General features: G+C 43.4%; 16 protein-coding genes, 1 pseudogene and 2 riboswitches. All 17 genes and pseudogenes read right to left on the reverse strand.

The window, feature by feature from the left end:
• Positions 1-212 precede the first annotated feature (212 nt).
• Positions 213-353: riboswitch (FMN riboswitch) on the reverse strand.
• Between the two features lie 222 nt (positions 354-575).
• Complete coding sequence (locus tag L1611_RS00845; RefSeq protein WP_225063821.1) at positions 576-1,010, reverse strand: peptidylprolyl isomerase; 435 nt, start codon at positions 1,008-1,010, stop codon at positions 576-578.
• 85 nt (positions 1,011-1,095) lie between these two features.
• Positions 1,096-2,424, reverse strand: coding sequence for a diaminopimelate decarboxylase (lysA, locus tag L1611_RS00850; protein WP_236311080.1), 1,329 nt, complete (start codon positions 2,422-2,424; stop codon positions 1,096-1,098).
• Between the two features lie 109 nt (positions 2,425-2,533).
• Positions 2,534-2,707: riboswitch (Lysine riboswitch) on the reverse strand.
• 72 nt (positions 2,708-2,779) lie between these two features.
• The gene (locus L1611_RS00855; RefSeq protein ID WP_236311082.1) at positions 2,780-4,255 is read right to left on the reverse strand and encodes a spore germination protein; all 1,476 of its coding nucleotides are present in this window, start codon (positions 4,253-4,255) and stop codon (positions 2,780-2,782) included.
• A pseudogene (spoVAEA, locus tag L1611_RS00860) lies at positions 4,221-4,811 on the reverse strand (stage V sporulation protein SpoVABEA). The gene L1611_RS00855 and the pseudogene spoVAEA overlap by 35 nt, the downstream one beginning before the upstream one ends.
• A 6-nt stretch (positions 4,812-4,817) precedes the next feature.
• Positions 4,818-5,171 (reverse strand): stage V sporulation protein AE, encoded by a 354-nt coding sequence (gene spoVAE / locus L1611_RS00865; RefSeq protein ID WP_236311084.1) that lies wholly within the window; start codon positions 5,169-5,171, stop codon positions 4,818-4,820.
• The gene (spoVAD, locus tag L1611_RS00870; protein WP_236311086.1) at positions 5,171-6,190 is read right to left on the reverse strand and encodes a stage V sporulation protein AD; all 1,020 of its coding nucleotides are present in this window, start codon (positions 6,188-6,190) and stop codon (positions 5,171-5,173) included. The genes spoVAE and spoVAD overlap by 1 nt, the downstream gene beginning before the upstream one ends.
• Before the next feature lie 22 nt (positions 6,191-6,212).
• Positions 6,213-6,677, reverse strand: a complete 465-nt coding sequence (gene spoVAC, locus L1611_RS00875; RefSeq protein WP_236311088.1) for a stage V sporulation protein AC — start codon at positions 6,675-6,677, stop codon at positions 6,213-6,215.
• 28 nt (positions 6,678-6,705) lie between these two features.
• A complete protein-coding gene (locus L1611_RS00880; RefSeq protein WP_236311091.1) occupies positions 6,706-7,128 on the reverse strand; it encodes a stage V sporulation protein AB in 423 nt (140 codons plus the stop codon).
• Complete coding sequence (locus L1611_RS00885) at positions 7,118-7,741, reverse strand: stage V sporulation protein AA (RefSeq protein WP_265738322.1); 624 nt, start codon at positions 7,739-7,741, stop codon at positions 7,118-7,120. Before L1611_RS00885 ends, L1611_RS00880 begins: the two co-directional genes overlap by 11 nt.
• A gap of 428 nt (positions 7,742-8,169) precedes the next feature.
• Positions 8,170-8,928 carry an RNA polymerase sporulation sigma factor SigF gene (sigF, locus tag L1611_RS00890; protein ID WP_236311094.1) on the reverse strand — a complete coding sequence of 253 codons (759 nt, stop codon included), beginning with the start codon at positions 8,926-8,928 and terminating at the stop codon, positions 8,170-8,172.
• 11 nt (positions 8,929-8,939) lie between these two features.
• Positions 8,940-9,380, reverse strand: a complete 441-nt coding sequence (spoIIAB, locus tag L1611_RS00895; protein WP_225063812.1) for an anti-sigma F factor — start codon at positions 9,378-9,380, stop codon at positions 8,940-8,942.
• Positions 9,380-9,730 carry an anti-sigma F factor antagonist gene (gene spoIIAA / locus L1611_RS00900; RefSeq protein WP_225063811.1) on the reverse strand — a complete coding sequence of 117 codons (351 nt, stop codon included), beginning with the start codon at positions 9,728-9,730 and terminating at the stop codon, positions 9,380-9,382. Before spoIIAA ends, spoIIAB begins: the two co-directional genes overlap by 1 nt.
• A gap of 114 nt (positions 9,731-9,844) precedes the next feature.
• Positions 9,845-11,017: a D-alanyl-D-alanine carboxypeptidase family protein gene (locus tag L1611_RS00905; RefSeq protein WP_236311096.1), complete on the reverse strand. Its 1,173-nt coding sequence runs from the start codon at positions 11,015-11,017 to the stop codon at positions 9,845-9,847.
• Positions 11,018-11,222: 205 nt separating this feature from the next.
• Positions 11,223-12,524 (reverse strand): pyrimidine-nucleoside phosphorylase, encoded by a 1,302-nt coding sequence (locus L1611_RS00910; RefSeq protein WP_236311099.1) that lies wholly within the window; start codon positions 12,522-12,524, stop codon positions 11,223-11,225.
• Between the two features lie 18 nt (positions 12,525-12,542).
• Positions 12,543-13,364: a purine-nucleoside phosphorylase gene (locus L1611_RS00915; protein WP_236311101.1), complete on the reverse strand. Its 822-nt coding sequence runs from the start codon at positions 13,362-13,364 to the stop codon at positions 12,543-12,545.
• Between the two features lie 12 nt (positions 13,365-13,376).
• The gene (locus L1611_RS00920; protein ID WP_236311103.1) at positions 13,377-14,195 is read right to left on the reverse strand and encodes a purine-nucleoside phosphorylase; all 819 of its coding nucleotides are present in this window, start codon (positions 14,193-14,195) and stop codon (positions 13,377-13,379) included.
• Between the two features lie 12 nt (positions 14,196-14,207).
• Positions 14,208-15,389: a phosphopentomutase gene (deoB, locus tag L1611_RS00925; RefSeq protein WP_236311106.1), complete on the reverse strand. Its 1,182-nt coding sequence runs from the start codon at positions 15,387-15,389 to the stop codon at positions 14,208-14,210.
• Positions 15,390-15,523 lie beyond the last annotated feature (134 nt).

Raw genomic sequence — 15,523 nt, forward strand, 5'->3', positions numbered from 1 at the left:
GCATGTTCGGGGTTTTGAGAGCATTGGAAATAAACCTCGACTTCAAAAGACTGAACGATTGTTCAGAAAAGACGAGTGAGAATAAAAGTAGACCGACCATGTTCAAGAAACCTGTATGACGACAAATTGCCTTTTTAAAAAAGCCATAACAAATCAGGCCCAGGCAGCCGAGCATTCACGGTTACTTTAAGCATCTCATCTACTTCATGTATTAGTTCCTTCTCCCATCCAGACTATACTGTCGGCTTCGGATTTGCACCGAATCCACCGTCACGAAAGCAACGGGTCACGGACTGAAAAGCTTATGCTTTATCACCGCCGGTTGGGAATTTCACCCTGCCCCGAAGGAAATGTTTTTTATTGTACTTACATGTTACTCTTAATTCGACACTTTAGCAAGGAAAAGGTCAGATTTCAATGATACGAAGCATTTTCCTCATTTTTATATATTACTATGTGGACACAAAATTCCTTTTTAGGCTCTCTATTGTGTATGATGCTTCCATAGACAGATTTCTGCATTTTCATAGCCATTAAAAAAGATCGACCCTTCATCAGAGTCGATCGATTACATTCTATTCTTCCCAGACTTTGACTTCTTTCATGACATCGCCATTTCTCGTTCTTAAGACAGCGTCTAGACCTTCTGTCACCTGGCCGAAAACGGTATGTACACCGTCTAAATGTGGCTGGCTTTCATGGACAATGAAGAATTGGCTTCCGCCTGTATTCTTCCCAGCGTGTGCCATTGAAAGTGTGCCAGGCTTATGTTTATGCGGATTCCCTTCTGTTTCACAATCGATCGTGTATCCTGGCCCCCCAGTCCCTGTTCCAGATGGGCATCCACCCTGTGATACGAATCCAGGGATGACACGATGGAAAGTAAGTCCATTATAAAAACCTTCATTGGCAAGTTTTTCAAAGTTTGCTACGGTATTTGGTGCTTCCTCAGGATAAAAGTCGATCAAGACTTTTTCGCCATTTTCAAATTCAATGCTTCCTTTTTTCATTTAACATCCTCCTCTGCGAACAAGTAGTTCTATTGTATGTCTTTTAAAAGGTGAAGTAAAGGGAAAAACCCCTGGGTTCCAGGGGTTAATAACTTGTTGATACAAGTGTTTTTTTCAATGGTCTGTCGAGATGGATCAGATCTTTATAGGACTCTCTTTCGACTACCAATTGGGCCTCTTCATTTTCAACAAAGACGACAGCTGGTCTTGGCAGACGATTATAATTGTTCGCCATCGCGTAACCGTAAGCTCCCGTACAGAACATCGCTAAAATATCTCCCTGGGAGGTTTTGGGAAGCTGAATGTCATGGATCAACATGTCGCCGGATTCACAGCATCTTCCGGCAATGGATACTGTTTGCATGTTTTTTTGCAACAGGCGGTTTGCAATTACAGCTTCATATTTCGCCTGATAAAGGGCAGGACGGATATTATCCGTCATCCCACCATCTACAGAGACATAATTCCGGACACCTGGAATTCTTTTTTCGGACCCGATCGTGTAGAGAGTTGTGCCAGCTTCGCCAACCAGTGATCGTCCCGGTTCGATCCAAATCTCCGGCATGTTGAGATCATGGTCATCAACCTGTTTTTCCACTTCATCGATCAAGACGTTGATTACCTTCTCAATCGAGATTGAGGTTTCTTCAGAAGTATGTGCAATGCCAAAACCTCCGCCAAGATTTACAACTTCCGCTTCAAAACCTTTTGAACTTTTCCATTCTGACAGCTGCTTGAAAACCTTCTGGACAGCCATGACGAAACCATCCGCTTCAAAAATTTGTGAGCCGATATGACAATGGACACCGAGAACTTCCATATGTTCAGATGACAAACTTTCATGCAGCGCTTGATCCGCTTGTTTACTGACGATATCAAATCCGAACTTGGAGTCTTCTTGACCTGTCAGGATGTAATCATGTGTGTGAGCTTCAATTCCAGGTGTAATCCTCAAAAGTACAGGGGTGACCTTGTTCAATTGCTGACCTACCTGCTTGATGAGGTCAAGCTCATGAAAGTTGTCGACTACAATGCACCCTACACCTTCATGGACAGCCATCTGAAGTTCTTCATAACTCTTATTATTCCCATGAAAGTGAATCTTTTCAGTTGGAAATCCTGCATGAAGCGCTGTATAAAGTTCTCCGCCTGATACAACATCAAGACAAAGTCCTTCCTCATCCACTAATTGAAACATCGCAACACTAGCAAAAGCTTTACTTGCGTAGGCAACTTTTGCTTCAACGTTCCTCTCTTGGAAAGTTGTGCAGAATGCCTGCGCCTGTTTTCTGATTTTTGCAACATCATAAACGTAAAGAGGGGTGCCGAATTCCTTCGCCATTTCGATCGTATCTACCCCGCCGATTTCTAAATGTCCTAGTTTGTTCATTGTTCCGGTTCCTAAAAATGCCATTAATCAAATTCTCCCCTCTCTATTTGGAGAAAGCGTATTAACTGATAAAAATACTAAAAACCAGCCTATGCACGGTACATTAAACTGGTTTTTCACCCGTACCCTCATCAGTCGGAATAGCTCTCCACTACGTTTTGTAGTGACAGTCCGTTACTTATTCAGCAACGGCCCAGCAGGCTTAATTGGGATTAAGCATGCTTCGGCAAATTGACCTTTTATTGTTCTTCATCGCCCCCCCTGGCTACGAACAACTACTCATTCTCTCTGCGCCTCTACCCCATTACGTTTTAATGAGGCAATTATTAAATTAAGAACTACTGTAGCATAAATGTGCGATTGAATCAACATCTAAATTTCATGCATCAGATTGTTTTTTATGCTGCTGTGGATGGACAATACTTGGCCTAACCTTTGATAAAGGGACAGCGACCCTCACCAACACTTGTAGCATAGCTTGTGGATTGAATGGAATGAAAGGCCATAGATATGGTGTATTCAAATTTTTGATACTGCACATGTATAACAAAACGGCGGTACAACCTATCACGAATCCAGGGACCCCGAAAAGGAATACGAGTGTAATCAATATCAGCCTTACGATCTTATTGGCGATACTCATCTCATAACTCGGAGTTGAAAATGAGCCGATCGCCGCTAGAGCCACATATAAAATGACTTCGGAAACGAATAATCCAACATCGATCGCGATCTGCCCGATCAGTACTGCAGCGATCAGTCCCATTGCTGTCGAAAGTGCGGATGGCGTATGGATTGCAGCCATCCTTAGGACATCAATACCCATTTCAGCAAAAATGATTTGAAGAAAGATCGGGATATTAGACTTTTTATTCGGTCCGATAAAATCAATATTCTCTGGAAGTAATTCACCATGGAGGACAAACAGCAGCCAGAGTGGCAGTAAAAATATCGACGTCAACATCCCCGCAAACCGGATCCACCTTAAAAAAGCACCGATCATAGGGGTCTGGCGATATTCTTCAGCATGCTGGACGTGATGGAAAAATGTCGTTGGTGTGATGATGACACTTGGGGACGTATCCACGAAAACAAGGACATGTCCTTCCAACAGATGGGTTGCAGCAACGTCAGGCCGTTCAGTATACCTTACGAGTGGAAACGGATTCCAACCTTGCTTCACTAAAAATTCTTCAACAGTCTTGTCAGCCATCGGGATTCCATCGATACGGATCGCTTTCAGCTCTCCTCGGATTGTTTCAATTAAACCAGGGTCTGCTACATCTTCTAAAAAAGAGATACAGACATCTGTCTTTGAACGGTCTCCAACTTGCATGATTTCGTTTCGTAAACGTCCATCCCTCAGACGCCTTCGTGTCAGAGCTGTGTTTTCCACGATGTTTTCTGTATATCCATCACGGGATCCACGGACAACTTTTTCGACATCAGGCTCTTGTGGGGTACGACCCGGGTAACTTCTTACATCAACGATAAATCCTTCGTTTTGGCCATCGATCAATACGGCAATCAGCCCTGAAAGGACTCGGTCGATTACTTCGTCCAAATTCTTAGCTGTAGAAACTTGTTGATGCGCAAGGTGATTTTTAATGACATCTTTCGTTTTTGCGCTCGTCCGATATTCGTGGTCTACTTCAAGCAGTTCTTTCAAGAGCATGATGATGAACTCACTGTCACATAGACCTGTACAATAATAGATGTGGACTTCTTTATTTAAGATGTTCATTTTGCGAACACCTACATCGAAGCTTTTTCCAATTCCCATCTTATCTTTAAGGAACTTTTCATTCTCGGCGATTTTTTTATGAATCGGTGTTTCCTCTTTCTTTGGATGCATTCCGGGCACTCCTTTCTAAGATGAGTTGGACCGCTTGCCTTGTAATCGGAGCTCCTCTTTCAGCAGTATCGATGCCTGACATTTTTCCGATATCCCCCACACCGACGATAAATGGAATATCCAGTTCATCTAGAACATAAACCGTATCACCATCCAAACGGCCCAACTCCATATCTGGAAGTCCGCTTTTATCCACACCATAAGCGGATAATTCACCAAAACGGTCGATGCTTACATCCACATGGGTCCATTCTTCCAGGTGTGTTTTCGATGCGACGGCAATCGCCCCGATTACGTCGATGTCCGGATGATTCGCAACAACCCGCATCGCCCTTTCTCCTGGACCCTCACCCCGATATCCGCAATCATCAAACATGACCAGGACTGGATCATAGGGTGTGGATAGGATCATGGCCACCATTTCATCACCCGTGATCCTGGTTGGATTCCCTCAAGATTGGGAAATACAACGGCCGCCTATATCCTTTGCGATTTGCTCCACTGCTTTCAATGCGTATAAATCTCCGTCAGTGATCATGATGACTCGTTTTTTCATATTCAATCATCCTTTAGGTTTAAAAAGGACCGCCACGATAAAACCAAAAAGTATGGCTGAGGAGATCCCAGCAGAGGTCAGCTGGAAGATCCCCATCGCAATTCCGATAAATCCGTGTTCATCGGCTTCTGCCATCGCACCATGAAGAAGAGAGTGTCCGAAGCTTGTAATTGGAACTGTAGCACCCGCTCCTGCAAACTGGATCAATTTATCGTATAAACCAAAACCATCCAGTGCTGCTCCTGCCACAACGAAGCTTGAAGTAACATGGGCTGGTGTCAGTTTAAAAATATCCATCAGTAATTGACCGACTACACAGATGAGACCTCCGACTACAAACGCTATGAAATACTCGACCATCAAACACCACCTCCATCAGCGGCTTCTATTACGACCCCATGAGCGATCGTAGGGATTGTTTCCTTTTGCTGGACCATCATTGGATTCATCAAAGCTCCTGTTGCAACAACAAAGATCCGTTTCAGTTTTCCTTCTTTCATTTCCTTTAAAAGGTGTCCATACGTAACGACGGCTGAACACGCACAACCGCTGCCTCCAGCAAAAACTGGCTGATCAGGTCGGTAGACTAATAAGCCACAGTCTTGATGATTGGAGGACAAATCGTAGTTCTTTTCTCGCAAAAGTTCAAGCAGGATCGGCGAACCTACAGCTGACAAATCACCAGTAACGATCAAATCATAATCACCAGGCGAACGGCCTGTATCTTCAAAATGGGTTGCAATCGTGTCAGCTGCTGCCGGTGCCATCGCTGAACCCATATCGAAAGGATCGGTTATCCCTAGATCCAACACCCTGCCAATGGTAGCCATTTTGATTTGGTATGGTGACGGGTTTGAACTGATGATAGAAGCCCCTGCACCTGTAACCGTGTAAGTCGCTGTGTCAGGTTTTTGTCCCCCATATTCGGTCGGGTATCGGAATTGCCTTTCAGCTGTAGCGTTATGGCTGCTCACAGCAGTCAAAACGGTATTTGCAAAATCACCATCAACCAGCGCTGAAGCTAATGCCAGCGTCTCCATCGATGTTGAACAAGCCCCAAACATCCCTAAATAAGGAATCTGGTTTTTACGTGCTGTATAGTTTGCAATGACGGTCTGATTGATGAGATCACCGGATAAAAATAAATCCATCTCATCAGGGGTTTTCCCAGCATTTTTCATGCAAGCATCGATTGCTTGCTCCATCAAATGGCGTTCAGCGAGTTCCCAATTCTCTTGTCCACAATGAAGATCCCCGAATGTGATATCATACGTTTCACCAAGCGGACCTGCCGCTTCTTCAGGACCGACTGCGGTTCCTGTAGCATTGATGTATAAGGGTTTTGTATATGTCCAAGTTTGTTTACCTGTAAGCTTCATTGTTGTTGATCCTCCTAATGCGTCATAATACCATCTGGAACAAATATCGGATCATACCGATTATATAGGCAGCGACAGCACCGAATACAATTACTGCTCCTGCCAATTTGAAAAGGTTTGTTGCGACTCCCAATACGAGCCCTTCACTTTTATGTTCAAGCGCAGCACTCGTCACAGCGTTTGCGAAGCCGGTTACAGGGACGATTGAGCCTGCTCCGGCAAATTGCCCAAGCTTGTCGTAGACCCCGATTCCCGTGAGCAAAGAGGCGACAAGGATCAGGGTTGCTACTGTTGGGTTTCCGGCAGTTTTCTCTGTGAAATTGAAAAAGGTGATGTAAAAATTAGTGATTCCTTGTCCAATCGCACATATCAATCCTCCGATCAAAAAAGCCTTTAGACAATTCACAAAATAAGGTGGTGTCGGTTGTAGTGGTTTGATCTTTTCTTTATATGCTTGTTGTTCGGGTGAAAATTCGTTCTTACCCATGTGTAACAGCTCCTTTATACCTCTAAATTTACAGATGAACGAAGAAAATCCAGTGAAACAGCGATCCTATCACTTTTCCAAATAATATTGCCATCAACAAGATGAGGACTTGTTCTTTGAAACCAACACGCTTCATAAGAACCGGCAGGACATTCAGTACTTCTGTCAAAGCAGCAGCCAGCATTCCAATGAAAGTACCGCTTGCCAGACCGATTGGGATAAGCAGCCATTGGCTAGAGGAAATGGTGTAATCCCTCAATCCGTACCAACTCGAAAACAATACGCCGGTAATGATGCTTATTTCATAACTTCTGATCTTTGAGTTGGTTTTCGTAATCTGCATTAAACGGGGAATGATGCCAAATACCGTTAAAATAGCAACGAATCCTGCCCCCACCGCAAGTCCAGCGCCTAAGCCTATTAACATGACAGTGATGATTTTAATCGTCATGAGCTTTCTTCTCGTTCTCTTTATTCTCATTCATGATGACGTATTGGTCCAAATCTTGTTGATAGTTGAACATTTCTACTTCAAGCGGGCTTGGTTCTTCGTTGAAACGTTTCTTGAAAATGTGGTTGAAAAAAAGGACCATCCCTAACCCAAGCCCGATAGAATAAGGTACTTGTAAAAGGAGCGGATAGTCATTTCTTCGTCCAGTCACCAAATAATAAATCTTTTGATGGACCTGCTGCATACTGACATCTTCATGAAAATTCATGATCGCAAGTGCAGCACCGATGAATAAGAGGATCCAGACAATCACAAAATAAACACCAGTAATTTTTGGTCTCTTGTACTGGACTTCAATGATTGTTTGCGGTGTACCGACCGTTTGAATATCCAATAACGGAATTTTCTTTCTGATCGTTTTCAACACTTCCATAAGATCTATGATGACGATTGTTTTATCTTGCACCGTTATTTTATGGACAATCATATGGCCAATTTCTTGAATGACATCTTCAGGGCCGACGAGTTGAGCTAAGTCTTTGATCCGTATCGTCTGTCCAGGTGAACAAAGAAGCCTATGCCGCATACGTAAATAAACCGCTTCAACTTCCAAAGAAAGTCCTCCCTTATGCCAATTCGTTTATGTGTAGTATGTTTCTTCCAAACCTCTCTCATTCTGTCAACGCAATCTATCCAGTAATTACCTGTTCAATCGATGCAACCCAATGGTTTTTAAAACCTTCATCCAGTAATCTTCATAGTGAAATACTCGTTGTTAGTACGTTTGTATTGGATGTTAGCGTAATTAAATGGATTACAAAAACGGAGTAAATAGGAGGATTTTTCAGACTTTCCTGAATGAACTATAAATTTTTGAGGAGAAAATCGAAGAAATCAGGAAGAGTTTGTTGAGGACTATAGTCAACATTCCGCAAAACCCGACACCTTATCAAGAAAAGCGCAAACGCCCTGATCAGCCACGAAGGTCACTGGAAGTGCCACAAGGAGGCTTTCTTTCAATAAAAAACCCAGATAGACGATTCATTCGTCCATCTGGGTTTTCATATCTTGGAGGATTTTCTTTTCAAGCCTTGAAACCTGTACTTGGGATATGCCGAGCCGGGTTGCAACTTCTGATTGTGTCTGATCTTTATAATAGCGTAGATAGACAATTAGCCTTTCCCGTTCATTCAAAGTTTGGATCGCTTCCTTCAATGCGATCTGGTCGAACCACTTCGAATCACCTTGATCCGATATTTGATCAAGCAATGTAATTGGATCACCATCATTTTCATACACGGTTTCGTGGATCGATGATGGGGCACGTACAGCTTCTTGGGCCATCACCACTTCCTCAGCACTGATTCCAAGCTTTGTCGCGATTTCATTTACGGTTGGAGTGCGACCGAGGTCTTTCGAAAGTTCATCTCGGGCCTTACGGACTTTATTCCCGAGTTCCTTCAGCGAGCGACTGACTTTAACTGTGCCATCATCACGGATGAACCGTTGGATTTCCCCTATGATCATCGGAACTGCATAGGTGGAGAATTTTACGTCATAACTAAGATCGAATTTATCTACAGATTTAAGCAGACCGATACTGCCGATCTGAAAAAGGTCATCCGGCTCGTACCCCCTGTTCAAAAAGCGTTGTACAACAGACCAGACCAATCTCATATTTTTCTCGACAATGGTATCTCTGGCTGTCTGATCGCCTTCTTGACTACGTTGGATCAACTCTTTCATTTCCTTGTCATTGAGGTACCTATTCTTTTTGTCTTGTTTGACGTCCAAATCCATGGCTCAGCTCCTTAATTACAAAGCGCTTTGTGATTTGTCAAATACTTCTTCAAGCGAATCGTGGTGCCGAAGGATTTTTCTGTTTCGATTTCAATTTGGTCCATGAAATTTTCCATGATTGTAAAGCCCATCCCGGATCTTTCTAATTCAGGCTTTGTTGTGAATAAGGGTTGTCGCGCTTCGTCCAAGTCATCGATTCCGACCCCTTCATCGCGGATCGTCAATTCGACAAAGCCCTCATCAAGGATGCATTCAATGTAAACCATACCGTCTGCATTGTTATCGTATCCATGAATGATCGCATTCGTAACAGCTTCAGAAACGACGGTTTTGATTTCAGTCAACTCATCTACGGTCGGATCAAGCTGTGCGATGAAGGATGCAACTGTGACCCTGGCAAATGATTCATTTTCACTACGTGCAGAGAATTCCATCTTCATGACATTTTTCATTACGCCACCCCCAGCGTGTGCAAAGCTTTTTGTTCACTATCTTCAAGACGAATGATCTTGAACATGCCTGACATTTCAAACAGTCTTTTGACAGAAGGGGAGATTGAACATACGACCATTTCTCCATCTTGACTTTTGATCAATTTATAACGTCCAAGGATTACGCCTAACCCCGAACTATCCATAAATGACAAAGCTTCCAAATTCAATACGATATCGTGGATATTATTTTCCTTGATCGTTTGATCAACCTCTGTACGTAACTGTTCTGCTGTATGATGGTCCAATTCGCCGGCTAATCGAATACACAGTACACGATCTTTGACTTCGAGTTTCACGCTAAGACTCACTAACCTCTCCTCCTTCATCTCGGTAGTGAGTCATTTCTATATGGCGATGATGGAATCCTCCTCACTGACAAAACTAGTGTTGAATCGATTTATAATCTGTTAATATGCGAAAATTTACGGAGTTTGTGAAAACTTTCCTACCGTTCGCTTGAACAGCCCCCACCAATTTGCTGCTTCTACATTTTCAGATGCAACCAATGGAGATTCAGTTACCGTTTTTCCGTTGTTTTTGACAACTAGCGTTCCAAGACGTTCACCTTTTTCAATCGGCATTTTCACCTGTTTATTGATTTTGATTTCTGTTGTCAGCTTCATCTTTTTCTCACCTTTCTTCATTAAAAGGGAGATTGGTTCTGAAGTCGCCATTTGTACAGTCTTGGATACACCTTTTTGGACCGGGATCTTATCGATCATCTGGTGTCTTTCGTAGATTCGTTCAGTTTCATAGTTCGCAAATGCATAATCAAGCATTTGTGTCACTTGGGTATTCCGTTCTTTTGTCGTCGGGGCACCCATAACGACAGCAATGACTCGCATATCGTCTTTTTTAGCGGTCGCTGTCAGACAATATTTCGCTTCATTCGTATAACCTGTTTTGAGTCCATCGACACCAGGATAGAATTTGACCAGCTTGTTGGTATTGACTAGCCAGAATTTTTTGTCGGTATTCTGGCGTAGATAATCCTCATACATCCCTGTATATTTCGTGATCTGCTCATACTTCAATAGTTCCTTTGCCATCAATGCCATATCTCTTGCTGTACTATAATGATCCTTCTCTGGGAGACCTGTCGCATTCTTGAATTTGGTGTTTTTCAGGCCAAGCTCCTTCGCTTTATCATTCATCATTTTGACGAAAGCCTCATTCGTCCCTGCGATGAATTCGCCAAGAGCCACTGAGGCATCATTTCCAGAAGCCAAAGCAACACCTTTAAGCATCTCTTCGACAGTCATCACTTCTCCTGCTTCAAGAAAAATCTGTGAACCACCCATGGATGCTGCATATTCACTTGTTCTTACTTTATCTTTCAGATTGATTTTGCCCTTATGTAAAGCTTCCATTACGAGAATCATGGTCATGATCTTCGTCATACTTGCAGGCGGAAGCTTTTCATCAGCATTTTTATCAAATAAAACGGTTCCTGTATCTCTTTCAATCAAAATTGCAGATGAGGCTTTATCTGCTAGAGAATTGACTGGAACATGATTTTCATTAGCAAATGCAGCCGGTGTTAGAACTGAGACCCCCATCACTGCCGCTATCATAGATAAAAAAAAGCGTTTCATAGACATAATCCCTCCATTCTTAGTATTCTTATATTTTCCAATTTTGGGCAGTTTATACTTTATGAAAGAATTTGGTGAAGTGGGGAAAAAAATTTGATTTGCAAAACGGAATGGTAAATTTGCAAAACAAAAGAATCGTTAGAGAATCACAACTAAAAAAAGCCGCCCGTAAACTTCAATCGGTTTACGAACAGCTTTCGTGAATTTACATGATTTCTTTATAAACAAGAGGGGGAGCTGCCACTTTTACAGAAGAAATCGTATATGCACTGTCTAATTTCTTCAATACTTCGTCGACTGTTTCTTGGTTGCTGTGCAAGGTTGCAATGGTTTCACCCGATTTCACTTCATCGCCAACTTTTTTATGAAGGACGATGCCCACTGCAAGATCGATTTCAGATTCTTTGGTAGCACGGCCAGCACCTAACAGCATGGCTGCAGTCCCGACTTCATTCGCCTTGATTTCAGATACATATCCATCTTTCTCAGCAATAAAAGGAATTTCATGTTTAGCTGTCGGTAATTTGCTCAGGTCATCAATGACCGTTTCATCTCCACCCTGCGCCTTCAAGAATGTCTTGAACGTATCTATCGCCTTTCCATTCTTCATTACATCAAGCAGCAATTGCCGAGCTTCTTCCTTCGTATCGGCTTTCTTTGCAAGCATGACCATGAAGGAACCGAGTGTCAAGCACAGTTCTTCAAGGTCTTCAGGACCTTCACCACGTAACGTGTCGGCAGCTTCTTTCACTTCGAGTGCATTTCCGATGGCAAACCCGAGTGGCTGGCTCATATCTGAGATGACCGCCATCGTGTTACGGCCGACATTCTTACCGATCTTCACCATCGCCCGAGCAAGTTCTTCCGCCTTTTCCACTTCTGTCATAAATGCTCCCGCACCTGTTTTGACATCCAATACGATCGCATCAGCGCCTGCAGCTATTTTCTTGCTCATGATGGAGCTTGCAATCAACGGAATCGAGTTTACTGTAGCAGTCACATCACGCAGTCCATAAAGCTTTTTATCCGCGGGTGTCAAATTTCCACTCTGACCGATGACTGCAATTTTATTTTTATTGACGAGTCCGATGAATTCATCCTTATCGATTTCAACATGGAAGCCTGGTACTGCTTCGAGCTTATCGATCGTTCCCCCTGTATGTCCAAGACCGCGACCAGACATTTTCGCTACTGGGACCCCAACGGCCGCTACAAGAGGTGCAAGCACAAGAGTCGTCGTATCACCTACACCCCCGGTCGAATGTTTATCGACCTTGATTCCTCCAATAGCTGAGAGATCGATTTTGTCTCCAGAGTCTACCATTGCCATCGTAAAATTCGCACGTTCTTCTTCCGTCATATCTTTAAAATAGATTGCCATTGCTAAAGCAGACATCTGATAGTCTGGGATATTTCCATTTGTATAACCTTCAATGATGAACTCAATTTCATCTTTCGCCAATTCAAGACCGTTCCGTTTCTTTTCAATCAGATCTACCATTCTCATGCTATATCAGTCCTTGTTTTAAACTTTTTCAATTACTGATCGCAGTAATTGCTTGAATTTCGGTTTCGTGCGGTTTGCTACTTCCACTACCTGTTCATGTGAAAGGGGTTCCAGTTCCTCAGGAATCGCCATGTCAGTGATGCAAGAGATCCCTAACGTTTTCATATCCATGTGTCGTGCAACAATCACTTCCGGTACTGTAGACATACCAACAGTATCCGAACCCAGAGTCCGTAACATCTTCAACTCTGCTCGAGTCATATAGGCTGGTCCGCTGATGGAAGCGTAAACGCCTTGTTGGAGGGTGATTCCCTCTTCATTTGCAACTGACTTCACCAATTCGATCATTTCCGGTGTATAAGCTGTGCTCATATCTGGGAATCGTGGTCCTAGTTCATTCTCGTTCGGTCCGATAAGTGGATTGGCTCCAGTCAAATTCAAGTGATCTTCAATGATCATCAAGTCACCGGCTTCAAAGTCTGGATTCATTCCGCCACAGGCATTCGTGACAATCATCTGTCCAACGCCAAGTCCCTTCATGACCCGGACTGGAAAAGTGACCTGCTGTAACGAATACCCCTCATAAAAATGGAAACGGCCTTGCATCGCTACGACTGTCTTTCCGCTCATTGTTCCAATGACAAGCTTTCCAGCGTGGCCTTCTACTGTTGAAACAGGGAAATGTGGAATTTCACTGTAATTGATTTTTGTCGCCTCTTCAATTTCTTCAGCAAAATCTCCAAGACCGGACCCTAAAATCAATCCGATCGATGGTTTGTGTTCTGTTTGATCTGTAATATACTTGACGGCCTCCCGTATTTTCGACCCTAGCTCCGACATCTTCATCTCCCCTTATATCTTCTTTACAATCTGCTGTACAAGATCCATGAAGTTTGCTTTGACTTTTTCAGTCGTTTCGATCACTTCATCATGAGTAAGCGGTTGATCAAGGATACCTGCAGCCATATTTGATATGCAGGAGATCCCGAGTACTTCCATACCGCCGTGTCGGGCTACAATCACCTCAGGCACTGTTGACATGCCGACGGCGTCTCCACCCATAATACGAAGCATCCTAACTTCAGCTGGAGTTTCATAAGATGGTCCGGAATTAGCGATGTAGACACCCTCTTGAATGGATATGTTCAATTTCTCAGCCACATGTTTCGCGATGCCTTGAAGATGTTCAGAGTATGCATCGGACATATCTGGGAAACGGACACCCAGCGCATCATCGTTAGGCCCGATCAATGGATGGTCTCCGATATTATTGATATGATCCGTAATGAGCATCAAATCTCCTGCTTCAAAGGATTCATTCATCCCTCCAGCAGCGTTGGTTACAATCAACGATTCCACACCAATTTCTTTCATCACACGTACAGGAAACGTCACTTTCTCCATCGGATACCCTTCGTAATAATGGAAGCGCCCTTTCATTGCTACGACCGTTTTCCCTTCAATGGTACCGATGATCAGCTCTCCAGCATGCCCTTCAACAGTCGATACAGGAAAGGATGGGATTTTTGAATAGGGGAACGAAACCGGATTCTCGATTCTTTCTGCTAAAACGCCAAGCCCCGACCCTAGTATCAATCCGATCGTCGGCTTGACATCCGTTTTGTCTTTTATATATTTTGCTGCTTGTTGAATTGAGTTTGTCAATGTCATGTGGCCCTCCATTTATAAATCTTTTAAAAAGCTCTTTCCGAATTGTGGAGCTGTAATTTCAAAATTATCCGCAATCGTTGCGCCTACATCTGCGAATGTCTCACGCAAAGGAAGCTCTTTTCCTTCTTCAATATTCTTATGGTACGCAAGGAGCGGCACATATTCTCTCGTATGGTCCGTACCATGATGGACCGGATCGTTCCCGTGGTCAGCCGTGATCAGCAACAGATCGTCTTCTTTTAGCTTTCCAAGCAATTCAGGTAGACGGGCATCGAACTCCTCCAACGCTTCGCCATAACCGATCGGATCCCTTCTGTGACCGAATTTAGCATCGAAATCAACCAGATTCAAAAAACTGATTCCAGTAAAATTTTGATCAGCGATTTTTACAATCTGATCCATTCCATCCCTATTCGATGTGGTCCGAACTGTCTTAGTAACCCCTTCACCATCATAGATATCTGAGATTTTACCAATGGCGATGACATCAAACTCCGCATCCTTCATCTCATTCATGACGGTACGACCGAAAGGCTTCAGCGCATAGTCGTGCCTGTTTGCCGTTCGCTCGAACGCACCCGTCTCACCAATGAAAGGACGTGCGATGATACGACCGACCATATACTTTTCGTCCAGTGTCAATTCCCGGGCGATTTTACATATCTCATACAACTCTTCGATTGGAACCACGTCTTCATGAGCTGCAATTTGAAGGACCGAATCCGCAGATGTATAAACGATCAACGCCCCTGTTTCCATATGTTCTTTTCCTAGCTCCACCAGAATTTCGGTCCCTGAAGCTGGTTTGTTTCCGATGATTTTTCGACCTGTTTTTTCTTCTAGTTCATTAAGAAGTTCTTGAGGAAATCCATCCGGGAATGTCTTGAATGGCTGCTCGATATGGAGGCCCATGATCTCCCAGTGGCCTGTCATCGTGTCCTTTCCATTAGAGGCTTCTTGCATTTTTCCGTAATGTGCTGCAGGCTTATCAGATTTCTCAATACCTTTGATCTCACGGATGTTACTAAGACCAAGCTTTGCCATGTTCGGCATTTCCAGGCCATTCATTTTTTCAGCGATGTGGCCTAATGTATCCGCCCCTTCATCATTGAATCTCGCTGCATCCGGTGCTTCACCAATTCCAACCGAATCCATGACGATCAAAAATACCCGTTTGAATTTCGAGTCCGTCATAACATTTTCCTCCCTGATCTACGCTATTTTATACCATTTCCATTGGAAAGTTTTATCAAACAACAACAGGTAAAGGTCAGAAGTCTGACCTCTTAAAGAACTGAAAGTACCCACCAAGGGCACTTTTAAAAGTG

Origin of the sequence: Pseudalkalibacillus salsuginis, assembly GCF_021646685.1 — a bacterium.
GTDB lineage: Bacteria > Bacillota > Bacilli > Bacillales > Fictibacillaceae > Pseudalkalibacillus > Pseudalkalibacillus salsuginis.